The sequence below is a fragment of the Rhizobium sp. CNPSo 3670 genome (genome assembly GCF_057784555.1).
The window spans coordinates 13166-37155 of record NZ_JBXSOL010000009.1; the positions used below are offsets into that span (position 1 = coordinate 13166).

Here is a 23990-nt window from a genome sequence, read left to right on the forward strand (position 1 = left end):
GAGGAGCCCTACAATCCGATCAGCCGTGGTCAGACTTCTTCTGACCCCGCGGTTCAAATTCGACGAGCAGCGACTTGAGTTCGACCTCTCGAACACGTCGCGCCGCCTCATCAGGGCTGACCCATTCGAGAATGCGCTGGCCTTGTTCCTTGAAGTCGTTTCCGATCTCGGTGACTTCGATCTGAAACAGGTCGACGATACATGGCGCCACATCGCCGTCGTCGAATTCCTTCAGATAGGTATAGCGGCCGACAGGTTTCCTTCTCACCGCCCCGCGCACGCCTGCTTCCTCCCAGGCTTCGATCAGTGCCGCTTCGAAAGGCTTCTTCCCTTTCATCGGCCAGCCCTTCGGTATGACCCAGCGCGCGCTCTCGCGCGATGTGATCACGAGAATTTCGATCTTCGGCCCGCCATTGCAATAGCGGAAGCAGATGGCGCCGTACTGTTGGCGGAACGCGCCAGCGAACAGCTTCGCAGGAACTGCGGCGAGCTGCCGCAGCAATGGCTGAGACTTATCTGGTCGCGACTTGCCGCGTTTTTTAGTAGGCTTCATGACGCTCCGTCTTCAGCTCATCGTGCGCATGGCTGCGCAGGCGCGCAAGCTGATCGATACCCGCGAGCACGTTTCATCGAGTTGTTTTAGCACGACGAAATGGAATGCTGATGCTTGTTTCTTCCAAATGAACTAAACTCGTGCGCTAGCTTTCTCTAGCTGACATTCGTCGGATCATCATCATGAATATCAGTCAGATGACCGAGATCGCCGAGCAGTGGCTAACGACCTTCATTCTGAACGAATGGACGTTCTTTCAGCTTGCGATCATCGTGGCGGGCTTGGGTTTTGCCTCCTTACTTGCGTCACGCACAGAGCCTGCGATGGAGGCAAAGGCGCGCCAGATCAAGGGTAATCCAGACCTGCTTCGGGTCATCATTGCTCCTATGCGCCGGATGATGTGGCTTTTCCTTGTCGCTTGGTTATGGCTCGCCAACGTTGTGCTGAGCAAGAGCGCGTGGCCCTCACAACGCTGGCTTGTGTCCACGGCTCTGACGCTGGCAGCGGCATGGTTCGTCATCTCCGTCCTGACCAAGATCATCCGCAACCCAACCCTGTCACGCGCCGTCGCGATCGGCAGCTGGAGCTACATCGCTCTTTATGCAGTTGGTCTTGACGGCCCGGTTCTATCTGCCCTCGACGGACTCGCGGTTAATTTGGGTGCGGTGAGACTGTCGCTTCTACTTGTGCTCAAAGCCCTCGTGCTGGCGATCGCCTTGATCTGGATGGCCGTCCTCATCGGCAACATGCTTTCCCACTGGATTCAGCGCTCGGCCGACTTATCGCCTTCCATCAAGGTGTTGATCAGCAAATGCATCAAGATCAGCCTGATCATAATCGCTGGAGCCATCGCTTTGTCGGCGACCGGGGTCGACCTTACCGCGCTGACCATTTTCTCAGGCGCAGTCGGCGTCGGAATCGGCTTCGGCCTTCAAAAAGTGGTCTCGAACTTCATCTCCGGCATAATCATCTTGATCGACAAGTCAATCAAGCCGGGTGACACGATCACCCTTGGCGATACGTTCGGGTCGATCCGTGACCTGCGCTCGCGGTTTGTTTCCGTCATCACCCGCGATGGCAAGGAGTACCTCATTCCAAATGAAGACTTCATATCGCAGCAGGTCGTCAACTGGTCGTTTTCCAGTGATTATGTACGGATCGACGTTGACTTCGGGACGTCCTATAACAGCGATCCGCATCACGTCGTCAAGATTGCCATTGCGACAGCATCGACCGTGCCCCGGGTCGCAAACGAATATAAGCCACCCGTCTGCTGGCTGACCGCCTTTGGCGCTTCGTCGCTCGACTTTCGGCTCCGCTTCTGGATCTCGGATCCAGCGAACGGGCTTACAAATGTTCGCGGGCAAGTCCTCATGGCGCTGTGGGACGCCTTCAAGAAAGCTGGCATCTCTATTCCGTTTCCGCATCATGAAATCATCATGAAGAGCCCTATAGAGATCAAACAACAGGACTGATTTGCGAAGCCCCGTCGATCCGCCGAGCGGGTGTCGTTTTCGAACGCGTTGCTGGAAGGCGACATCGATCTGCGCCGAACAGGAGCCGGCCTTGACGAACAGGACGGCTGCGCCCGGACTGCTGACTGCCTGCCATCACGCCGATCCGGATCTTTCCACGGCCGCCGCCTGAGCCTTGTCGCAGCGGCCGACAGCGGCGCACCTCGCCCCCTGCTATCCGAGGAGACGACGCAGTTCCTCGTGCGGTCGGTCGGCGTTTTCCGTCACGCCGGTTTTCGGCATGCACAGGTATTCGCCAACACGTTCGCGGCCCATGGGTTTGCCGAACAAATAGCCCTGCAGCGTGGTGCAGCCCATTTCCAGCAAACACATCGCCTGCCGATGGCTCTCTACGCCTTCCGCCGTGACCTTCATATCGAGTTTCCGTGCCAGATTGAGCACCAGTTCGACGATTGCGAGGCTCGATTCATCCACGAGCATGGTGTCAATAAAGCTCTTGTCGATTTTGATGATGTCGACCGGCAGACTTCGCAGATGCGTCAGCGATGCATAACCTGTCCCGAAGTCATCGAGCGCCACTGTCAGGCCTTTCCTGCGCAGACGTTGCAGGGTTGTTGCAACGGCATCTTCCAGGCCCTGCAGGAAGACCGTTTCCGTCACCTCCAGCATAAGTTTATCCAGCGGAATACCTCTTGACGCAAAGGCGGCAACGATCCGGGTTTCCAAGTCGCCCCTCATGAAATCGGAGGCGCTTATGTTGAGGCTGACCCGCCCGAATTCCAGCCCGCGGTCGGTCCAGCCTCGAATGTCGGACGCGACCTGCTCGAGCATGCGGGTCGTAATGTGATAGGCAACGCTTGGGTCTGTGAACGCCTCGTGAAATTGCGCCGCCGACACGATTGAACCATCCGGACGCCGCATTCGCACAAGCGCTTCGAACGCCCGTACCTGACCGTCGGCACAGGCAACGATCGGCTGATAGTGCGGCACCATCCGATGTTCGGTAAGAGCCGACTCCACCTCCCGGATGATCTGAATGCGTCGCGCTATCCTCGAACGCAGGCTGGGCTCGTAGTGCACATAGCTGCCGCGCCGCGTTTCTTTGGCATGATAGAGAGCGAAGTCCGCGTTTTGCGAAAGTGTTGCGGCATCCATCTCGCCCTCCGAAATCGCGCCACCCACGGTTATCGCCGGATGTATCGTCGATCCCGCAACCTCCAGAGGGCGACCGATATATTCGATCAGATGGCGCGCGATTGAGCCCATGCGGCGTACGCTAGCGGGCGCATCCAGAATGACGGAGAACTCATCGCCGCCGAGGCGAAAGACCTTTCCTCGCTTTCCCAAGCGTTCATCCAGACGTGAGGCCACGCCTTTCAGCAGCAGGTCACCTGTCGCATGGCCAAGGATATCGTTCACTTGCTTCAGCCGGTCGACGTCGATCAGCAGCAAGCCGATGGAAGGAGCGTCGGCCGCTGTGAGCCGCTCCATATGAGCATTGTAGGCTGCCCGGTTGGCAAGTCCGGTCAGAGGATCGGCGTTGGCCGCCTGGAGCAGACGTTGCTCGTAACGCACTTTTTCGGAAACATCCTGAACAATGCCGAACAGACGACTGGGCTTGCCGCTTAAGCGCTCGATATCGCTGACCACGCGAACCCAGCGTTCCTCCCCGTCTGGCGTCATGATGCGATATTCCCTGTCGATGCCGGCCGCTGAACCATCGAGGACATCGCGGATCCTGCGTCTGACGCTTTCGCGCTCTTCGGGAGCATAACAGCCGATCACCTCCTCCGAGGTCATGCGTTTGCCGACCGGCAATCCGACGGTGCGGTAAATCTGGTCCGACCAAATGATCGTGCCGGTCTCGAGATCCATCTCGAAGCCGCCGACCTTGGCAGAGCGTTCGGTCTGCTCGAAGCGGGCCTGCTTCAATTCCAATTCGCGTTGCTGTTCTCTCAACAGGCTTTGCTGACGATGTTCCCGGATAAGGCCGACGACGACGCTTGCCAAACTGCGGAGCTGTTCGAGATCCCGATCGCCGAAGCGGCGGCTCTTCGTGTCGAGGACGCAGAAGCTGCCGTAGCAGGTCTCCCCTTCCGAAAGCGGCACTCCCGCATAGAACCGAACCGAACGCTCTCTGACGAAGATATTTCCGGAAAAGCGAGAATCCTTGTCGGCCTTTTCGACGACGAGCGGTGAGTTGGTTTGTACGATATGGCTGCAGAAGGAATGCTCGCGTGGCGCTTCTTTCAAAAAGAGACCGTGCTCGGCCTTGAACCACTGCCGATCCCCGTCGACGAACGAAACCATCGCCATCGGCATGTCGAAGACGCTGCAAGCCAGCCGCACGATTGCATCGAACTCTTCCGTCGGCGGCGTATCGAGAATGCTGGCCTGGTGAAGGAGATTCAATCTCTTATCTTCTGAAAGGGACATGCGACCGTGAGCTCCTCGCAGCGCTTGATGACGCGGAGTGAAACCCTTCATGGGTCGTAGAAGCGGAAGAACTAACCGCTGACGATAGAATGGCACGATCTGATTGCCAAATATTGAAGCGGCCGACATTAGTTTGGTCGTAAGACGCTGGCCGCGAGCGACCTTCAAAAAAACATGGGCCACGCGGCTCGCATCCGTGTAACGCGCTTAGCCAACTTCGCCTTTACGAGCGCGTAAGACGGCTTGAACATTAAGCCTTTGACGCCTTCGTCTTTTACTTTGTAATTTCCGACATACATTAAATACTATGTACGTTCCGCCGATTGGCACGCGGGGATTGAGGTGTTGGCGATGGCAACCGCCAATCTTCACTTTGTTGTTTTTGCTGCTTTCAGCTTGGGGCTTCGGCGTACCGTCGGCGTCTGACCGCGCGTCTGTCGTCCTCAAGGTAAATGGCGCCATTGGGCCTGCTATAGCTGACTACGTGGTTCGAGGCATTCAGCGTGCTGGCGAACGTGAAGCGGTCTTGATCGTCCTGCAAATGGATACACCAGGCGGCCTTGACACCTCCATGCGGGAAATCATCCGCGCGATCCTTGCCTCGCCGGTGCCTGTCGCGAGTTTCGTCGCGCCAAGCGGGGCACGGGCTGCCAGCGCCGGCACCTATATTCTCTACGCAAGCCACATTGCGGTGATGGCCCCTGGCACCAATTTGGGTGCGGCGACACCAATCGCGCTCGGCGTGAAGCCTTTTGGCGGTGATGAGGAACCCGAAAAGAAGCCGAGCGAACCTGGTGGCAAGCAGCCGGTAGCTCCAGGCAATGCCCACGAAGCAAAAGCCGTTAACGACGCAGTCGCTTACATCCGTGGACTGGCGGAATTGCGCAATCGCAACGCCGACTGGGCAGAGCTTGCTGTCCGCGAAGCTGCAAGCCTTTCATCCACAGCGGCAGTGCGCGAACATGCCATCGATTTCACGGCAGTTGATGTCAACGATCTCCTTGCAAAGGCACAGGGCCGCATGGTGCGGGTCGGTCAAACGGAGGTCCGGCTCGATACCGCCGGTTTGGCCGTGCAGGAATTCGAGCCTGACTGGCGAACGCGCCTGCTTTCCGTCATTACCGATCCGAACATCGCAATCATCCTGATGATGGTCGGTATCTATGGCCTGATCTTCGAATTTCTTGCACCCGGGACAATGCTTCCTGGCACGATCGGCGGCATCTGCCTCCTCCTTGGTCTCTATGCCCTGGCATTGCTGCCGGTAAGTTTTGCCGCCCTTGGGCTTATTTTCCTCGGCGTGGGATTGACTGTGGCTGAGGCGCATTCGCCAAGTTTCGGCGCTTTGGGCATCGGCGGCGGGGTAGCCGTGATCCTCGGAGCCACCATCTTGTTTGATACCGACATACCCGGCCTGCAAGTGTCGCGCCCCTTACTGGGAGCAATTGCATTTGCGACTCTTGCCTTTAGCCTTGTCGTTGCCCGCCTGGCATTCACCTCGCGAATGCGCCAGGTAGCCACCGGTGCAGAGGAGATGATTGGCATTTCCGGAAAAGTTGAGAGCTGGACGGGGCTCACGGGGTACGTCATCGCGCATGGCGAACGCTGGAAGGCAGTTTCCGCCGAACCGCTTGTTGCTGGTGACCCTGTCAGGGTGACGGGCCGCAATGGGCTGGCGCTCGAGGTCGCCAGCCGCCCTGAGAACACCTAGCGGCGCTCAAGGACGCAGGAGGAGAAGTCATGGATATGTTTGCAGATCTTGTCTTCTATTTGGTGGCCACTGTCATTGCGGTCGCCATCCTCGCATCCGCGGTTAAGATCCTGAGGGAATATGAACGCGGCGTCGTGTTCACACTTGGCCGCTTTACCGGAGTCAAAGGACCCGGCTTGATTCTGCTCATCCCCTATGTCCAGCAGATGATCCGGGTCGACTTGCGCACGCGCGTACTCGATGTCCCTAGCCAGGACGTCATCTCACATGACAATGTCTCGGTTCGTGTCAGCGCGGTGATCTACTTCAGGGTCATTGACCCCGAAAAGTCGACGATACAGGTCGAGGATTTCATGATGGCAACAAGCCAGCTTGCTCAGACGACGTTGCGCTCCGTGCTCGGCAAGCATGACCTCGATGAAATGCTGGCAGAACGTGACAGGCTCAACTCCGATATTCAGGAAATCCTTGACTCTCAGACGGACGCTTGGGGAATTAAAGTAGCCACTGTCGAGATCAAACATGTGGACATCAACGAGTCGATGATACGCGCGATTGCTCGCCAAGCGGAAGCTGAACGCGAACGCCGCGCAAAGGTTATCAATGCCGAGGGCGAACAGCAAGCTGCAGCGAAGCTACTGGAAGCGGCGGAAATTCTGGCCAAACAGCCGGAGGCGATGCAACTTCGTTACTTGAGCACTTTGAACGTCATCGCCAGCGAGAAGACTTCGACGATTTTATTCCCCTTCCCGATGGAGTTGGGCAATCTAATGGCCATTAAGCCGAAGTGATCGAACGGCACTGACGTTGGTGATTGATCCAGCTTCTGTGTCCGCCAAAATGAGGCCACGCCCCAGAGAAACAGTCGGCCGTGGTTGCGTGAGTGAGACTCCGGAGGGCGTAGCCAGGGATCACATGCACCCGCGGCGATTGTCGCGTGGGTTTCAGCCGTCCTTCGGGATCGCTCGGCGTTCTCTTAACAGGCTTTGCTGACGATATTCCCGGGGCCTATTGCCCCATGCAACTGTGCTTGTTCATTCACTCAGCCAGGCCTAAGCGGGATCGCTGGCCCAGTCTTCATGTCCATGGCGTATTCGGATCACGAATATAGTTCCGTGCTCCTCGATGCGGTAGACAATGAGATGGGCTTTGAACGGATGAACTCTGACTGGCGGCGAAATCTCTTCTCGCTCACGCGCCATTCGCGGATTGGCCGCAATCAGATCAAGCACGGTAAACGACTCGTCATGATACTGCCTAGCCTGTGCGGCTCCGAACATGCGCACTCCTTGTTCGGCAATCGCAATGATGTCCTCTTCCGCTTCGACTAAAAGGTCAAAGCGCATTATCTACTGTCGCGCGTTGTTTCTGCACGTGCCACTGCCGCGGCAAAGAGTTCGTCCTTTGAGCGGCTGCCACTACCGCTTTTAAAACCGTCATCAACGAACCGTTGCATGGCGGCAACCTTGTCACCGTGAATTTGGTCCCTCCGGATCAGGTCGCGCACATAGTCACTGGCATTGGAATATCGCCCGCTCTTTGCTTGTGCCTCAACCCAATCTTTCATCGGGTCCGGAAGAGATACGTTCATCGTAGCCATTCGAGCCTCCATGGTGCGAGTAGGTTAGCTGGACTAAGTTTGTCAATCGGCTCCACGAACGGCGATCTATGTCATATCCGGGGGTTGCCGCCTACGCGATGACGAAGTCAGCGCTTCAGGGGGTAGTCGGCCTGTCGATCAATGTCCGTGTGACGCTGATCCTATTGCGACAGGTCGGGCTCTTGCCCTTGTGGGCAAAGCTTTTCGGCATCGGCACGGCCTTATTCCGGTCTCCGTTGATGGGATCCGAACCGGCAGACGTCATGCGTGATCCGGGTCCATTCGGCTCAGATGTGCAAAGCGTTTCCCAACGCTTTCAGCGCTGCCTCCATGAACGCTTCGCTGCGGGTCGGATGGGCGTGGATGGTGCCGGCGATGTCTTCCAGGCGTGCTCCCATCTCGATCGCCAGCGCAAAAGCTGCCGAAAGCTCGGAGACTCCGGCTCCCACCGCCTGCAGGCCGAGGACGAGATTGGTGTCGGCGCGGGCCACCACGCGCACGAAACCTTCCTCAGAGACCATCGTCATCGCCCGCCCGTTGGCGCTGAACGGAAATTGGGCGGTGCGGATCTCATATCCTTGCGCGCGCGCCTCCGCCGGCGACAGGCCGACGCTGACGATCTCAGGATCGGTAAAGCAGATGGCGGGAATGCATCTTTTGTCCCAGCCCCGCTTCTTGCCTGCAATAATTTCTGCCACCATCTCCCCTTGCGCCATCGCCCGATGCGCCAGCATCGGCTCGCCGGTCACGTCGCCGATCGCATAGATGCCGCGCATCGAGGTGCGGCATTGATCGTCGATCCTCAGATACGGACCGGCGCGGTCGAGATCGAGTTCTTCGAGGCCGGAGCCCGCCGTTCGCGGGCGGCGGCCGACAGTGACAAGGATGCGATCCGCCGGCAGTGTCTCACGCCGGCTGTCCGACGTTTCAACGATCAATGCCTCGCCATTATCGGCAAGACCCATCGCCTTTGCACCCGTCAGTACCCGGATGCCGCTCTCGGTCAGCTTGCGCATGACGGGACGCACCAATTCTGCATCATAGAGCGGCAGTACCTGCGGCGTTGCCTCGACGACGCTCACCTCCGAGCCCATCTTCGAAAAGGCCATTCCGAGTTCCAGCCCGATATAACCGCCGCCGACCACGACGAGCTCTTTCGGCAATTCCGTCAGCGACAGCGCCTCTGTCGAGGAAATGACCCGGCCGCCGAAAGGCAGATCGGCAAGCTCCACCGGATCGGAACCGGTGGCGATCACTACGGTCTCGGCGCGGATGATTTGCTGGCCGGTTTCGGTCTCCACCTCCACCGTCTTGCCGTCACGGAAACGGGCGCGGCCATGGACGATCTTGACCCGCGCCTTCTGTAAGAGCCCCTGGACGCCGCCTGTTAGCCGGCCGACAATGCCGTCCTTCCAGGCGATCGTCCTTGCGAGATCGATCGATGCGCCTTCGACTCGGATGCCCATCGGGTTCTTGCCGGCCAGCATTTTTTGCATGGCGTCGAATTCTTCGGCTGCATGGATCAGCGCTTTTGAGGGAATGCAGCCGACCGTCAGACAGGTGCCGCCCGGCTTGCCAGCTTCGACGATGACGGTATCGATGCCGAGCTGTCCGGCGCGGATGGCACAGACATAGCCGCCCGGGCCGGCGCCGATGACGAGGAGCTTGCAGACAATTTCTTTCATGGCTCAGCCTTCGATGAAAATGAGCGCCGGCGTTTCGAGGAGCGTGCGGATGCGCTGGACGAAGGTCGCCGCATCCCAGCCGTCGATGATGCGATGATCGAAACTCGAAGAGAGGTTCATCATCTTGCGCGGCACGAACTGCGTGCCGTCCCAGGCCGGTCGCGTAGCGATCTTGTTGACGCCGATGATCGCCACCTCGGGGTGATTGATCACAGGCGTCGAGACGATGCCGCCAAGCGCACCGAGCGAGCTGATGGTGATGGTGGAGCCGGAAAGCTCATCGCGCGTCGCCGTGCCCGAACGCGCCGCATCCGCCAGCCGGGCCATCTCGGCGGCGCAATCCCAGATGCCGCGCGCTTCCGCATGCCGCACGACAGGCACGGTCAGGCCGGCCGGCGTCTGCGTGGCGATGCCGATGTGGACGGCGCTATAACGCGTGATAATGCCGGCATCGTCGTCGAAGGTGGCGTTGACCTCCGGCTGCTCGGCAATGGCTTTGACCAGCGCCCGCATGAGGAACGGCAGAACCGTCAGCTTCGGATGACCTGCCCTGCGGTCACCGTTCATGGTGGCGCGCAGTTCCTCCAGCGCCGTCATGTCCACTTCCTCCACATAGGTGATGTGGGGAATGCGCGAGGTGGAAAGCACCATCTTTTCGGCGATGCGCCGCCGCAGTCCGGTGAGCTTGATCTCCTCGGTAGCCGTCTTCCTGGCGAGACCGTTCTTTGCCGCCGCGGGAGCGGTGCCCTGGGCCAGGAACTGCTCGATATCCTCGCGCAGGATGCGCCCGGCCGGTCCTGTTCCCGGCACCTGCCTCAGATCGACGCCGCTTTCCCTGGCAAAGAGCCGCACGGAGGGAGCCGCAAGCGGCTTCTCGACGGGCGGCACGGCAGGAGCCGGCGCTACGGGAGCAGGCTTGGCGATCTCGACTTTCGTCGTCTCTGCAATCGGCGCCTGCGAAATCCGCACGGGCGGAGTCTCGACGGCGTCTCCAGCCGTCTCGATCCGCACCAGTGGCGCCTTGACCGCGATCCGGTCTCCGACCCCACCGGCGAGCCAGATGACGGTGCCGTTGACCGGAGAGGGAATTTCGACGGTCGCCTTGTCGGTCATCACGGCGGCGATCACCATGTCCTCGCGGACCGGATCTCCGGTCTTCACGTGCCATTCGACAAGTTCAGCCTCGGCCACCCCTTCCCCGACATCGGGCATCTTGATGATGAATTCGCCCATGGCTCAGGCCTCCATGACTTCGGCAAGCGCCCGCCCGACCCGGCCGGGACCCGGGAAATAGTCCCACTCCTGCGCATGCGGATAGGGCGTATCCCAGCCGGCGACGCGCACAACAGGCGCTTCGAGATGAAAGAAGCAATGTTCCTGCACCAGCGCCACGACCTCGGCGCCGAAGCCCGACGTCAAGGTCGCCTCATGCACGACGACGCAGCGCCCGGTCTTAGTGACTGATTTGACGATCGTATCGAGATCGAGCGGCAGCAGGCTTCTCAAATCGATCACCTCGGCATCGATGCCCGTGTCTTCGGCCGCAGCGAGCGCCACATGCACCATAGTGCCATAGGCGACTACTGTTACCGCCGAACCCACGCGCCGCACCTCGGCCTTGCCGATCGGGATCGTGTAATGGCCGTCGGGCACCTCGCCGAGATCGTGTTTCGACCAGGGCGTCACCGGCCGCTCGTGATGGCCGTCGAAAGGGCCGTTATAGAGCCGCTTCGGCTCGAGGAACATCACCGGATCGGGATCCTCGATCGCCGCGATCAGCAGGCCCTTGGCGTCGTAGGGATTGGACGGCACGATCACCTTCAGCCCGCAGACATGGGTGAAGAGCGCCTCCGGGCTCTGGCTGTGCGTCTGGCCGCCGAAGATGCCGCCGCCTGTCGGCATACGCACGACGATCGGGCAGGTGAAATCGCCGTTCGAGCGATAGCGGATGCGCGCCGCCTCCTGTGTCAGCTGGTCATAGGCCGGATACATGTAATCGGCGAATTGGATCTCGACGCATGGCTTCAGCCCGTAGGCCGCCATGCCGATCGCTGTGCCCACGATGCCGGATTCGCTGATCGGCGTATCGAAGCAGCGCGTCCTGCCGTATTTTGCCTGCAGGCCCTGGGTGCAGCGGAAGACACCGCCGAAATAGCCGACATCCTCGCCGAAGATCACGACATTGTCGTCCTTCGCCATCGACACGTCCATGGCGCTGCGCACCGCCTCGATCATCGTCATCCTGGCCATGTCAGTATCCTGCCTTCTGCCGCTGACGCCGGATATGCGCCGGCATCTCGGCATAGACCCCCTCGAAAATATCGCGCACCGAAGGCTTGCCGCCGGCATGCAGCGTGCCGTGCGTCTCCGCCTGGCGCTGCGCCTCGATCACCTCGTCCATGATTTCGGCTTCCGCCTGCACATGCCGCTCCTCCGACCATACGCCCTTGACGATCAGATGTTTCTTCAGCCGCAGCACGGGGTCGCCGAGCGGCCAGGCTTCCGATTCCGTCTTTGGCCGATAGGCGCTCGGATCGTCGGAGGTCGAATGCGCGCCGACGCGGTAGGTGACATGTTCGATCAGCGTCGGCCCGAGATTGCGCCGCGCGCGTTCGGCCGCCCAGCGGGCGACCGCATGGACGGCGAGATAGTCGTTGCCGTCGACCCGCAGCGCCGGAATGCCAAAGCCGAGGCCGCGGGCGGCGAAGGTGCCGGAACCGCCGCGGGCAATGCCCTGGAAGGTGGAGATCGCCCACTGATTGTTGACGATGTTGAGGATCACAGGGGCCTTGTAGGTCGAGGCGAAAACAAGCGCCGAATGGAAATCCGATTCCGCCGTCGATCCGTCGCCGATCCAGGCCGCGGCAATGCGGCTGTCGTTCTTGATCGCTGAAGCCATCGCCCAGCCGACGGCCTGCACATATTGGGTGGCGAGATTACCCGAGATGGTGAAAAAGCCGTGTTCCTTGGAGGAATACATGATCGGCAGCTGCCGGCCGTGCAGCGGGTCGCTCTCGTTCGAGTAGATCTGGTTCATCATCTCGACCATCGGATAGTCGTCGGCAATCAGCAGGCCTGCCTGCCGATAGGTCGGAAAATTCATGTCGCCTTTGTTGAGCGCCTTGCGGAAGGCGCAGCTGACGGCCTCTTCGCCGAGATGCTGCATGTAGAAGGAGGTCTTGCCCTGACGCTGCGCCATCAGCATGCGGGCGTCGAAGGCGCGCAGCTTCATCATGTTGCGAAGCCCGGTCAGCAGCTCCTCGTCGGTGAGCGACCCGGCCCAGGGACCAACCGCCTCGCCATCACGGTTCAAGACGCGGATGATCGAATAGGCGAGATCGCGCATATCCTCGGATGCGACATCGACCTCCGGCCGCGGCACGGAACCGGCCTTGGCGATCTTGACGTTGGAAAAATCGGGCTGGCCGCCCGGGCGGACGGCAGGTTCGGGGACGTGCAGGCTCAAACGAGCGGAATCCACCATATTTTTTCTTTCCTCCCTGTGCCGGCCGTGCTCCCCTCCCCGGAAGCAGGGCCGGATGTGGTTCTCATAGATTGCGGGCGATCACCATGCGCTGCACGTCGCTCGTCCCCTCATAGATCTGGCAGATGCGCACGTCCCGGTAGATGCGCTCAACCGGATAATTGGCCATGTAGCCGTAGCCACCATGGATCTGGATCGCGTCCGAGCAGACGCGTTCGGCCATCTCCGAGGCAAAGAGCTTCGCCATCGAGGCTTCCGACAGGCAGGGCGACCCGGCTTCCCTGAGGGCGGCGGCGTGAAAGACGAGCTGGCGCGCCGCCTCGATCCGCACCGCCATATCGGCAAGACGGAACGCGACGGCCTGGTGCTCGAAAATTGGCTTGCCGAAGGCGGTGCGCTCACTGGCATAGTCGCGCGCCGCCTCGAAAGCCGCCCGCGCCATGCCGACGGCCTGTGCGGCAATGCCGATCCGCCCGCCCTCGAGATTTGCAAGTGCGATGCGATAGCCTTCGCCTTCCGCACCCAGCCGCAAATCCGCAGGGATGCGCATCGCATTGAAGGCGATCTGGCAGGTATCGGTGGAATGCAGCCCGAGCTTTTCCTCAACACGGATCACCTCGTAACCCGGCGTGTCTGTCGGCACGATGAAGGCGGTGATGCCCTTCTTGCCGGCATCGGGATCGGTGACGGCAAAGACGATGATGATATTGCCGTTCTTTCCCGAGGTGATGAACTGCTTGGCGCCGTCGACCACGTAGTGATCGCCGTCACGCTGGGCGCGAGTCTTCAGGTTCGAGGCATCGGAACCCGCCTGCGGCTCGGTGAGCGCAAAGCCGCCGATCCATTCGCCGGTCGCAAGCTTCGGCAGGAAACGCTGCCGCTGCTCCTCGGTGCCGAATTTCAGGATCGGCACGCAGCCGACGGAACTGTGTACGCTCATGATCGTCGAACAGGGTCCATCGCCGGCGGCAATCTCCTCGAGTGCCGCGGCATAGGCGACGACGCCCGTATCCGAGCCGCCATAGGCTTCGGGCACCAGCATGCCGAGCAGCCCGAGTTCGCCCATCTCTTTAAGCTCCTCACGCGGGAAGAGATGCTCCCGGTCGCGCCTGGCCGCTCCCGGCGCCAGCCGGTCGCGGGCAAAGTCGCGGGCGAGATCTGATATCTGCTGCTGAAGGTCGGAAAGGATCATCGGCTTGCCTCCCCTAGTGCCGCTCGATGGCAACGGCCGTCGCCTCGCCGCCGCCGATGCAGAGCGCGGCCATGCCGCGCTTCAGATCGTAAAGCTCCAATGCTGAAAGCAGGGTCACCAGAATGCGGGCGCCCGATGCGCCGATCGGATGGCCGAGCGCGCAGGCGCCGCCATGCACGTTCACCTTTTCATGCGGCAGGTCGAGATCGCGCATCGCCGCCATGGCGACGACGGCGAAAGCCTCGTTGATCTCGAAGAGGTCAACATCCGAAAGCGCCAGGCCGGTCCGGTCGGAAAGCTTCTGCAGCGCGCCGATCGGCGCGGTGGCGAAAAGATTGGGCGCCTGCGAATGGGTGGCATGGCCGAGGATGGTGGCGAGCGGGGCAAGGCCGCGACGCTCGGCCTCGGAGCGGCGCATCAGCACGAGCGCTGCCGCGCCATCGGAGATCGAGCTGGAATTGGCAGCGGTCACCGTGCCGCCTTCTCGGAAGGCGGGCTTCAGCGTCGTAATCTTGTCGAGCTTCGCCCGGCCCGGCTGCTCGTCGCGGCTCGCCACCTGCTCGGCTTTCCCTGATTTTACCGTGACCGGCACGATCTCGTCGTCGAAACAACCTTCCGCGATCGCCTTCTGCGCCCGCGTCAGAGAGGCGATGGCGTAATTATCCTGCGCTTCGCGCGTGAACTGATAGACTTCGGCGCAATCCTCCGCGAAGCTGCCCATCAAGCGCCCTTTGTCATACGCATCCTCCAGCCCGTCGAGAAACATATGATCCACGACACGCCCATGGCCGAGCCTGTAGCCACCACGGGCCCTGTCGAGGAGATAGGGCGCATTCGTCATGCTTTCCATGCCACCCGCGACTGCCACAGAAGCACTGCCGGCGGCGATCAGGTCGTGCGCCATCATGACAGCCTTCATGCCCGAGCCACACATCTTGTTGACGGTGCTGGCGCCGGCCGCAAAGGGCAGCCCGGCGTGGATCGCCGCTTGCCGGGCCGGCGCCTGCCCTTGCCCCGCAGGCAACACGCAGCCGAAGACGACCTCCTCGATCGCCTCGGCCTCAACCCCGCTGCGCTGGAGCGCCGCACCGATCGCCGCCGCTCCAAGCTCGGGTGCGGTCGCGTCCTTCAGTTCGCCTTGAAAGCTGCCGATGGGCGTGCGCGCCGCACCGACGATGACGATGGGATCCTGCAATGCCATCTTTCCTCCTCGGGCATCACGCTTAACGCGCGCCCATTCGCAATGCCCCGTCGAGGCGGATGACCTCGCCGTTCAGCATGTTGTTTTCAAAGATATGGCGCACCAGCGCAGCAAATTCCGCCGGCCGGCCGAGCCGCGGCGGAAAAGGCATGCTCTGGCCGAGTGCTGCCTGAACCTCGGCCGGCATGCCTGCGATCATCGGCGTCTCGAAGATGCCGGGCGCAATCGAAACGACGCGGATGCCGTGACGGGCGAGCTCGCGGGCGATCGGCAAGGTCATCGCCGCCACTCCGCCCTTGGAGGCGGCATAGGCGGCCTGGCCGATCTGGCCGTCGAAGGCGGCGACCGAAGCCGTATTGACGATCACGCCGCGCTCGCCTTCACCATCCGGTTCCACGTTCTGGATCGCGGCCGCGGCAAGCCGGATCATGTTGAACGTGCCGATCAGATTGATGCTGATGGTGCGTACGAAACTCTCCAGGCGGTGCGGCCCATCGCGGCCGACCACCTTTTCGGCCGGCGCCACGCCAGCGCAATTGACCAGCCCGCGCAGGCTGCCGAAGGCTTCGAGCGCCGCGGCGACCACCGCAGCTCCCGCCTCGCCGTCGGTCACGTCAGCCTCGACGAAGCGGGCGTCTCTGCCGAATTCCCGAGCCATCCCCACTCCCGCCTCGACATTGAGATCGGCAATCATCACGCGCCCGCCGGCCTCGACGAGCATGCGCGCTGTCGCGGCACCGAGCCCGGAACCGCCTCCGGTCACGATGAAACTTGCTCCACGGATCAGCATGAATCTGTTCCTCCCTGTCGGCCGCGTCCTCCTCCGAGCGCCACCGACACCCACGATTCTATTCATTCCCCCTATTGCAAGCGATGACAGAACTGCTCCATTATTTCGGCCAGTTTTGCCATAGCGGGGATGGGATGGCCGAGATCGAGCGACGGATGATCGCGCCGGGTTTCATCGAGGAGGCGCTCGACAGCCTACGGCGGCTCGGCAAGCCGACAGCGCCGATCCTCGCACGCGTGGGTCTATCGGCGGTCGACCAGCCGGTGTCGGCCGAAACCTATGGCGCGCTCTGGCTGGCAATCGCCGCCGAGCTCGACGACGAATTCTTCGGCATGAGCGGCCGACCGATGCGCAGCGGCAGTTTCACGCTGCTTTGCCATTGCGTGCTGCACGCGCCGACGCTGGGGCACGCGCTGCGCCGGGCGCTGCGTTTCCTCGACGTCGTGCTCGAAGATCCCAGAGGGCGGCTCGTTATCCGCGACGGCCTTGCCGAGATCGAGCTCAGGGACAAGGGCGACACGCGCTCGGCCTTCGCCTACCGCACCTACTGGATCATCCTGCACGGCATCACCTGTTGGCTGGTCGGCCGACGCATCCCGATCCGGCTTGTCGATTTCCGCTGCGCCGAGCCGAAACAGGGCGCCGACTACCGGCTGTTCTTCGGCGCGCCTGTGCGCTTCTCGCAACCGATCAGCCGCCTCGGCTTCGACAGCGCTCTGCTCGACCTGCCGATTTCGCGCAGCGAGCAGGCATTGAAACAGTTCCTGCGCGGCGCGCCCGCCAATATTCTCGTGCGCTACCGCTACGACGCCGGCATCGCCGCCGCCGTCCGCCGGCGCTTGAACCAGGCGACACCGGCCGCGTGGCGAAGCTTCGCCGAACTCGCCGCCGATATGCGCATGCGCCCTTCGACGTTGCGCCATCGCCTGCACGACGAGGGGCAGAGTTATGCCGCCATCAAGGACGACATCCGCCGGGATCTCGCCGTCGAATTGCTGCTGAACACCTCGAAAACAATCGGCGAGATTGCCGTCCAGCTCGGCTATTCCGAACCGAGCGCCTTCTTTCGCGCCTTCCGCAAATGGATGGGCAAGAGTCCCGAGGCCTTCCGTCGAGAGGAAGCCGGGGAACTCAACGTAGGTTAGTCGAACCGCTTAACCCGACCCGACTGACTTCGCGCTTTCGAGAACATAGCGGCAATCTTCATCACAAAGGATTTGCTGAAGCGACCGAGGACCGCTTGATGAGGCTCAATGTACCAGGAGTGCTCGACGATATCGTGATTGTATTCGTCAACGACGATCCAGCTCTGTTTGAGATCTCCAAGACCGGCCCGTCGCCGCTCGATATCGGGAATTTTTAAGGCGGTCCTGCCCGCCTGTGGCGGCGGCGTGGTAATTGCCAGCAGGACGAGGTGTGTATTTCCATCACTGGCACTGCGGATTGCAATCACGACACAGACGGGCCGCTGTTTTCGTCCCTCGGTCTCGCCACGTTGCTGCTGCCATGCCCAGAGATAGGGATAGGTTATTCAGCTCGCCAGGACGAAACTCACGGCTCATGGTCGTAGCCTTCGCCCTGTGACAATCGCTCAATCGCCGCGCCAAAAAATTCGCCATGCTCGTCCGGCATCTGCGAGGTGCTATGCGCGCGGCGTGGATCTGTGCCACTGCGCATGCGTTCAAAGTGCTCATAGCTCATCAGCACGAAACGCGGCTTGTTGTGACGAGTGAGAACGACCGGCTCGCGGCTCGCGGCATCGGTGACGTCCCCGACCTGTTTGTTGAGATCACCTGTCGTAAACTGTCGCATCGAATGGCGTCTCCTGTTCGATTTCCATATATTCCATGTTTTCCATATTTTCAAGAAAATGAAGTTCTCATACGCTTCATTCGGGGCACTTTGAACCTGCCGCAACCCGCGCTACATATCTCAGCGGGAGGAGTGCCATGTTTGATTTTTCGCTCGGCGAAACCGCGGATGCGATCCGCGAAACGACGGCGCGATTTGCCGCCGATCATATTGCTCCGCTCGCCGCGGAGATCGACGAAAGCAACACGTTTCCGCGCCAGCTCTGGCCTCAGATGGGCGCACTCGGCCTACATGGCATCACCGTCGAGGAAGAATTCGGCGGCGCCGGTCTCGGTTATCTCGAGCACGTTGTCGCCATGGAGGAGGTCTCGCGCGCCTCGGCTTCAGTTGGCCTCAGCTACGGCGCCCATTCCAATCTCTGCGTCAATCAAATCCGCCGCTGGGCCTCGGCGGAGCAGAAACGCCGCCATCTGCCGAAGCTGATCTCCGGCGAACATGTCGGCTCGCTTGCGATGTCGGAGGTCGGCTCCGGTTCCGATGTTGTCTCCATGCGGCTGCGGGCCGAGAAAAAAGGCGACCGCTATATTCTGAACGGCACCAAGTTCTGGATCACCAATGCACCGCATGCCGACGTACTCGTCGTCTATGCCAAGACCGATGCGGCAGCCGGACCGAAAGGCATTTCCGCCTTCATCATCGAAAAAGCCCTGCCCGGCTTCAGCGTCTCTAAGAAGCTCTCCAAGCTCGGCATGCGCGGCAGCGATACGGCCGAACTGGTCTTTCAGGATTGCGAGGTGCCGGCCGAGGCGCTGATGGGCCGGGAGGGAGAAGGCGTGAAGATCCTGATGTCCGGCCTCGATTACGAACGCGCCGTGCTCGCCGCCGGCCCGCTCGGCATCATGCAGGCCTGCCTCGACGTGGTGCTGCCCTATGTGCGCGAGCGCAAACAATTCGGCAAGGCGATTGGCGAATTCCAGCTGATGCAGGGCAAGATCGCCGACATGTATGTCGCGCTGAATTCGGCGCGCGCCTATGTCTATTCCGTGGCGCGGGCCTGCGATGCCGGCTGCGCAACACGCACCGATGCGGCCGCCGCGATCCTCCTTGCCAGCGAGAATGCCGTGAAGGTGTCGCTGGAGGCAATTCAGGCGCTCGGCGGCGCGGGCTATACCAAGGAATGGCCGGTCGAGCGCTTTTTGCGCGACGCCAAGCTCTACGATATCGGCGCCGGCACCAACGAGATCCGCCGCTATCTGATCGGGCGGGAGCTCATCGCATCATGACGGTGATTTCCACTGCGATCGATCGCGATAGCGAAAGCTTCAAAGCCAATACCGCCAAAAACCGAGCCCTTATCGACGAACTCTACGAGCGTTCGGCGAAAGCGCGTGAGGGCGGATCGCAGGCGGCGCGCGAGCGCCACACGGCCAAGGGCAAGCTCGTGCCGCGCGACCGCATTCAGCTGCTGCTCGATGCCGGCAGCCCTTTCCTGGAGATCGGCACGCTGGCGGGGAACGGCATGTATCGCGACGAGGCGCCCGGTGCGGGCATCATATCGGGCATCGGCCGCGTTTGCGGCCGCGAGGTGATGATCGTCGCCAATGACGCGACGGTGAAGGGCGGCGCCTATTTTCCGATGACGGTGAAGAAACATCTCAGGGCGCAGGAGATCGCCCTGCAGAACCGGCTGCCCTGCATCTACCTCGTCGATAGCGGCGGCGCCAATCTTCCGCATCAGGCCGAGGTCTTTCCCGACCGCGATCATTTCGGTGCGATCTTCTACAATCAGGCGCAGATGTCGGCCGAAGGCATTCCGCAGATCGCCTGCGTCATGGGAAGCTGCACGGCTGGCGGCGCCTACGTGCCCGCCATGTCCGACGAGACGGTGATCGTACGCAATCAGGGCACGATCTTCCTCGCGGGTCCGCCCCTGGTCAAAGCCGCGACCGGCGAGATCATCTCGGCCGAAGAACTCGGCGGCGCCGAAACCCATGGCCGCCGATCCGGCGTAGTCGATCATGTCGCCGAGAACGACGAGCATGCGCTGCTTCTGGTGCGCGACATCGTCGCCAGCCTCAACAGCGTCAAATCGGTCGATATCGACATCCAGCCTTCGCGGTCGCTGAAGCTCGATCCCGACGACCTCTTTGGCCTCATTCCCGATGACGTGCGCTCGCCCTATGACGTGCGCGAGGTGATCGGCCGGATCGTCGACGGCTCGGAACTGCATGAGTTCAAACCTCTCTACGGCTCTACGCTGGTCTGCGGCTTCGCCCGCATCTGGGGCATGCCGGTCGCCGTCATCGCCAACAACGGCGTGCTCTTTTCCGAAAGCGCGCTGAAGGGTGCGCATTTCATCGAGCTCGCCTGCCAGCGCCGCGTGCCGCTGCTGTTCCTGCAGAATATCTCCGGTTTCATGGTCGGCGGCCGTTATGAGGCCGGCGGCATCGCCAAGGATGGGGCAAAGCTGGTGACGGCGGTAGCGACAGCGACCGTGCCGAAGGTCACCGTCATCATCGGCGGCAGCTTTGGCGCCGGCAATTACGGCATGTGCGGCCGCGCCTATCGCCCGCGCTTCCTCTTCACCTGGCCGAACAGCCGCATCAGCGTCATGGGCGGCGAACAGGCCGCCTCCGTGCTCGCCACCATCCGCCGCGACGCGATGGAGGCGCGCGGTGAGAATTGGTCTGTCCACGAGGAGGAGGCCTTCAAGGCGCCGATCCGCGCCGGCTACGAGGCTGAAGGCAATCCCTATTATGCTACGGCCCGCCTTTGGGACGACGGCATCATCGACCCGCGCCAGACACGCGATGTGCTGGGCCTTGCCTTTTCCGCCTGCCTGAATGCGCCGATCCCGAAAGGGCCGCGCTTCGGCCTGTTTCGGATGTGAGGCGGCAATGATGGAAAGCCTTCTCATTGCCAACCGGGGCGAAATTGCCCGCCGCATCATCCGCACGGCAAAGACTGCCGGCATCCGTACGATCGCCGTCTATTCCGAAGCCGATGCCGGCCTGCCCTTCGTCGGAGAAGCGGACGAGGCAATCGCCATCGGCCCGCCGCCGGCCCGCGAAAGCTATCTTTCCGAGGCACGGATCCTGGAGGCCGCCCGCAAAACCGGCGCGGCCGCGATCCATCCCGGTTATGGCTTCCTGTCGGAAAATGCCGAATTTGCCGAAGCGGTCGAGAAGGCCGGCGTCATCTGGGTCGGGGCACCGCCGGCCGCAATCCGGGCGATGGGACTGAAGGACGCCGCGAAAGAATTGATGCAGGCGGCAGGCGTGCCCGTCACCCCCGGCTATCTCGGGCCGGACCAGAGCGAAGCCAGGCTCGCGGCCGAGGCCGATGCCATCGGTTATCCCGTGCTCATCAAGGCGGTTGCCGGCGGCGGCGGCAAGGGTATGCGACGTGTCGACTGCGCGCAAGATTTCGCCGAACTTCTCGCCTCCTGCCGCCGTGAGGCCGCCGCCGCCTTCGGCGACGACCGCGTCCTGCTTGAACGCTATATCGCCAATCCGCGTCATATCGAGGTGCAGGTCTTCGCCGACCAGCACGGCAACTGCGTCCACCTCTTCGAGCGCGATTGCTCGCTGCAGCGCCGTCACCAGAAGGTCATCGAGGAAGCCCCTGCTCCGGGGCTCGATGCCGCCACGCGCGCGGCGATCTGCGATGCGGCGGTGAAGGCCGCAAAAGCGGTGAATTACGTCGGCGCCGGCACCATCGAATTCATTGCCGACGCCTCGCAAGGCCTGCATCCCGACCGTATCTGGTTCATGGAGATGAACACGCGCCTGCAGGTGGAACATCCCGTCACTGAAGCCATAACAGGCGAGGATCTGGTGCTCTGGCAACTGAAGGTCGCGACCGGCGAGCCGCTGCCGAAGAGCCAGGACGAGATCGCCATGAAGGGCTGGGCATTCGAGGCACGGCTCTATGCCGAAAATCCCGCCGCGGGTTACCTGCCCTCGACCGGCCGGCTCGAACATCTCAGACTCCCCACGACCGTCCGCATCGACAGCGGCGTCGAACAGGGCGATGAGATCACCGCCTTTTACGATCCGATGATCGCCAAGATCATCGCGCATGGACCGACCCGAGAGACAGCTCTTTCGAAGCTCGCAGCCGCCTGCGCCGAGATCGAGGTCTGGCCGGTTCGATCCAATGCGGGCCTACTCGCCCGCGTCGCCACCGACCCCGATTTCTCCGCCGCCCGGATCGACACCGGTTTCCTCGACCGCCACGGTGAAAGCCTTGTGGAGGAGGAGCCGGCTGTGACGACAATCGACAAAGCGGCCACCGCACTTTCGAAGACCGCGAATGTGGATCCCTGGTCGGCGCTGACCGGTTTTCGCATCGCCGGGCCAGGCGACGGCCGCGTGCGGGTGCGCATCGACGGCCATCTCCACTGGGGGCGCGTGCGCCCCGGCCTTGAGGCGAATGCCGTCGAGGTCGACGCGAAGACCGTGCTTTTCGACGCCGGGAATGCCTGGACGATCGGCCTGCCCCATGCGGGCGAAGTCGAGGCAAGCCAGGGTTCGGGCGACGGCGCCATTCTTTCGCCCATGCCCGGCCTCGTCATAGCGGTCGATGTCGCCGAAGGCGACACTGTTGCCAAGGGGGATCGCCTGCTGACGGTCGAAGCAATGAAGATGGAACATACGCTGCGCGCGCCCTTCGACGGCATCGTTGGCAAATTACAGGTTTCCACGGGGGTCCGGGTTTCGGAAAACCAGCTTGTTGTCACCGTAATGAAGGAGCAAGCGTGATGGCTGGCCGCTATTTCGACGAATGGACAGTCGGCGAGCGCATCGCCCACGAGATCCGCCGCACGGTCACCGAGACCGACAACCTGCTGTTCACGACGCTGTCCCACAATCCGCAGCCGCTGCATCTCGATGCCGACTACGCCGCCGGAACGGAATTCGGCCGCATCGTCGTCAACGGGACCTTCACCTTTGCCCTCACAGTCGGCCTTTCGGTCGGCGACACTACGCTCGGCACGCTCGTCGCCAATCTCGGCTATGACAAGGTGACGATGCCGAAGCCGGTCTTCATCGGAGATACGCTGCGGGTGGAAACCGAGGTGACGGAGCTGCGCCGCTCAAACTCCCGCCCCGATGCTGGCATCGTCACTTTCCGGCATGTCACGTTGAACCAGCGTGACGAGATCGTCTGCCAGTGCCTGCGCACGGCAATGCTGAAGGTCAAACCGTCATGAGGCTGCGCTCGCTGCTCTTCGTGCCCGGCGACCGGCCGGAGCGCTTCGAGAAAGCGCTCGCCTCCGGCGCCGATGCTGTCATTCTCGATCTGGAAGATTCGGTTGCGCCCCCAAACAAGCCGCGAGCCCGGGAAGCCGTGCACGAATTCACCCTGCGCCATGCCGGCGAGGCCGCTCTGCTGATCCGCGTCAATCCGCTGACCTCCCCCGAATTCGAAGCCGATCTTGCCTCTCTGAACGGCCTTCATCCTTTCGCCGTCATGCTGCCGAAGGCCGAGGGTGCCGCTTCCGTGCTGACGCTCGCAGGCGCTCTCGCCTCCACCATTCCCATTCTGCCCATCGCGACAGAAACGCCGTCGGCGATCTTCGAGATCGGCAGCTACCGCGACGTCTCGGGGAACCTTTGCGGCCTGACCTGGGGCGCCGAGGACCTGCCGGCCGCGATCGGGGCTTCGACCGCACGCAGAACCGACGGTCGTTATACGCCGCCTTACGAGCTTGCCCGCTCGCTCACGCTGTTCGCAGCCCATGCCGCCGCCGTTCCTGCAATCGATACGGTCTATCCCGATTTCCGCGATCTCAACGGTCTCAGGGCCTATGCCGGCCGCGGCCGGCGCGACGGCTTTTCCGCTATGATGGCCATTCATCCGAGCCAGGTCGAAGCGATCAATCACGCCTTCACACCTGACACCTCCGAGATCGCCTGGGCCGAGAAGGTGGCCGCCGCCTTTGCCGCCAGGCCTGATGCCGGCGTCATCCAGCTTGACGGACGCATGCTTGACCTGCCGCACCTCAAACTTGCGCTGCGCATTCTGGAAAGCGCAGGCCGATAGGCC

The 23990-nt window shown here is 61.8% G+C and carries 21 protein-coding genes and 1 pseudogene; 9 read left to right on the forward strand and 13 right to left on the reverse strand.

Annotated features, from left to right (window positions below; translation table 11 throughout):
- Positions 1–19: 19 nt before the first annotated feature.
- Positions 20–553 carry an NUDIX hydrolase gene (locus tag AC13QO_RS11245; protein ID WP_285193870.1) on the reverse strand — a complete coding sequence of 178 codons (534 nt, stop codon included), beginning with the start codon at positions 551–553 and terminating at the stop codon, positions 20–22.
- Positions 554–735: 182 nt separating this feature from the next.
- Between AC13QO_RS11245 and AC13QO_RS11250 the strand changes: the two genes are divergently transcribed.
- The gene (locus tag AC13QO_RS11250; protein ID WP_488540671.1) at positions 736–2028 is read left to right on the forward strand and encodes a mechanosensitive ion channel family protein; all 1293 of its coding nucleotides are present in this window, start codon (positions 736–738) and stop codon (positions 2026–2028) included.
- A 213-nt stretch (positions 2029–2241) separates the two neighbouring features.
- On the opposite strand, the gene AC13QO_RS11255 is transcribed toward AC13QO_RS11250, so the two are convergent.
- A complete protein-coding gene (locus tag AC13QO_RS11255) occupies positions 2242–4647 on the reverse strand; it encodes an EAL domain-containing protein (RefSeq protein ID WP_488540672.1) in 2406 nt (801 codons plus the stop codon).
- A gap of 124 nt (positions 4648–4771) precedes the next feature.
- Between AC13QO_RS11255 and AC13QO_RS11260 the strand changes: the two genes are divergently transcribed.
- Positions 4772–6175, forward strand: a complete 1404-nt coding sequence (locus tag AC13QO_RS11260; RefSeq protein WP_488540673.1) for an NfeD family protein — start codon at positions 4772–4774, stop codon at positions 6173–6175.
- A gap of 29 nt (positions 6176–6204) precedes the next feature.
- A complete protein-coding gene (locus AC13QO_RS11265; RefSeq protein WP_285193873.1) occupies positions 6205–6966 on the forward strand; it encodes a slipin family protein in 762 nt (253 codons plus the stop codon).
- Positions 6967–7227: 261 nt separating this feature from the next.
- Here the strand turns inward: AC13QO_RS11265 and AC13QO_RS11270 are convergent, their stop codons facing one another.
- The 9 genes from AC13QO_RS11270 to AC13QO_RS11310 form a co-directional block, all read right to left on the reverse strand.
- Positions 7228–7521: a type II toxin-antitoxin system RelE/ParE family toxin gene (locus AC13QO_RS11270; protein ID WP_285193874.1), complete on the reverse strand. Its 294-nt coding sequence runs from the start codon at positions 7519–7521 to the stop codon at positions 7228–7230.
- A complete protein-coding gene (locus AC13QO_RS11275) occupies positions 7521–7775 on the reverse strand; it encodes a type II toxin-antitoxin system ParD family antitoxin (protein WP_285193875.1) in 255 nt (84 codons plus the stop codon). Before AC13QO_RS11275 ends, AC13QO_RS11270 begins: the two co-directional genes overlap by 1 nt.
- Positions 7776–8062: 287 nt before the next feature.
- Positions 8063–9460 (reverse strand): dihydrolipoyl dehydrogenase, encoded by a 1398-nt coding sequence (lpdA, locus tag AC13QO_RS11280; protein ID WP_285193876.1) that lies wholly within the window; start codon positions 9458–9460, stop codon positions 8063–8065.
- 3 nt (positions 9461–9463) lie between these two features.
- The gene (locus AC13QO_RS11285; protein ID WP_488540674.1) at positions 9464–10693 is read right to left on the reverse strand and encodes a dihydrolipoamide acetyltransferase family protein; all 1230 of its coding nucleotides are present in this window, start codon (positions 10691–10693) and stop codon (positions 9464–9466) included.
- Positions 10694–10696: 3 nt separating this feature from the next.
- A complete protein-coding gene (locus AC13QO_RS11290) occupies positions 10697–11710 on the reverse strand; it encodes an alpha-ketoacid dehydrogenase subunit beta (RefSeq protein WP_488540675.1) in 1014 nt (337 codons plus the stop codon).
- 1 nt (position 11711) lies between these two features.
- Positions 11712–12944, reverse strand: a complete 1233-nt coding sequence (locus AC13QO_RS11295) for a thiamine pyrophosphate-dependent enzyme (protein ID WP_488540676.1) — start codon at positions 12942–12944, stop codon at positions 11712–11714.
- A 64-nt stretch (positions 12945–13008) separates the two neighbouring features.
- The gene (locus AC13QO_RS11300) at positions 13009–14136 is read right to left on the reverse strand and encodes an acyl-CoA dehydrogenase family protein (protein WP_488540677.1); all 1128 of its coding nucleotides are present in this window, start codon (positions 14134–14136) and stop codon (positions 13009–13011) included.
- 13 nt (positions 14137–14149) lie between these two features.
- A complete protein-coding gene (locus AC13QO_RS11305) occupies positions 14150–15337 on the reverse strand; it encodes an acetyl-CoA C-acyltransferase (protein WP_285193881.1) in 1188 nt (395 codons plus the stop codon).
- Between the two features lie 22 nt (positions 15338–15359).
- Positions 15360–16127 carry an SDR family NAD(P)-dependent oxidoreductase gene (locus AC13QO_RS11310; RefSeq protein WP_488540678.1) on the reverse strand — a complete coding sequence of 256 codons (768 nt, stop codon included), beginning with the start codon at positions 16125–16127 and terminating at the stop codon, positions 15360–15362.
- Positions 16128–16210: 83 nt separating this feature from the next.
- Between AC13QO_RS11310 and AC13QO_RS11315 the strand changes: the two genes are divergently transcribed.
- Positions 16211–17272, forward strand: coding sequence for an AraC family transcriptional regulator (locus tag AC13QO_RS11315; RefSeq protein WP_488540679.1), 1062 nt, complete (start codon positions 16211–16213; stop codon positions 17270–17272).
- Here AC13QO_RS11315 and AC13QO_RS11320 read toward each other — a convergent pair.
- A pseudogene (locus tag AC13QO_RS11320) lies at positions 17269–17689 on the reverse strand (hypothetical protein). The gene AC13QO_RS11315 and the pseudogene AC13QO_RS11320 sit on opposite strands and share 4 nt — an antisense overlap.
- Positions 17679–17939: a type II toxin-antitoxin system Phd/YefM family antitoxin gene (locus AC13QO_RS11325; protein ID WP_285193884.1), complete on the reverse strand. Its 261-nt coding sequence runs from the start codon at positions 17937–17939 to the stop codon at positions 17679–17681. Before AC13QO_RS11325 ends, AC13QO_RS11320 begins: the two are co-directional and overlap by 11 nt.
- Before the next feature lie 137 nt (positions 17940–18076).
- On the opposite strand from AC13QO_RS11325, the gene AC13QO_RS11330 reads away from it, so the two are divergent.
- From AC13QO_RS11330 to AC13QO_RS11350, 5 genes are read left to right on the forward strand one after another with little or no spacing between them, the layout of a single operon-like run.
- Positions 18077–19222 (forward strand): isovaleryl-CoA dehydrogenase, encoded by a 1146-nt coding sequence (locus tag AC13QO_RS11330; RefSeq protein ID WP_285193885.1) that lies wholly within the window; start codon positions 18077–18079, stop codon positions 19220–19222.
- Positions 19219–20829: a carboxyl transferase domain-containing protein gene (locus tag AC13QO_RS11335; protein ID WP_488540680.1), complete on the forward strand. Its 1611-nt coding sequence runs from the start codon at positions 19219–19221 to the stop codon at positions 20827–20829. The genes AC13QO_RS11330 and AC13QO_RS11335 overlap by 4 nt, the downstream gene beginning before the upstream one ends.
- A 7-nt stretch (positions 20830–20836) precedes the next feature.
- Positions 20837–22702 (forward strand): acetyl/propionyl/methylcrotonyl-CoA carboxylase subunit alpha, encoded by a 1866-nt coding sequence (locus AC13QO_RS11340; protein ID WP_488540681.1) that lies wholly within the window; start codon positions 20837–20839, stop codon positions 22700–22702.
- Entirely contained in the window at positions 22702–23154 is a 453-nt protein-coding gene (locus AC13QO_RS11345) for a MaoC family dehydratase (RefSeq protein ID WP_285193888.1), read from the forward strand. The genes AC13QO_RS11340 and AC13QO_RS11345 overlap by 1 nt, the downstream gene beginning before the upstream one ends.
- Positions 23151–23987: an HpcH/HpaI aldolase/citrate lyase family protein gene (locus AC13QO_RS11350; RefSeq protein ID WP_488540682.1), complete on the forward strand. Its 837-nt coding sequence runs from the start codon at positions 23151–23153 to the stop codon at positions 23985–23987. The genes AC13QO_RS11345 and AC13QO_RS11350 overlap by 4 nt, the downstream gene beginning before the upstream one ends.
- The last annotated feature ends 3 nt before the right edge of the window (positions 23988–23990 follow it).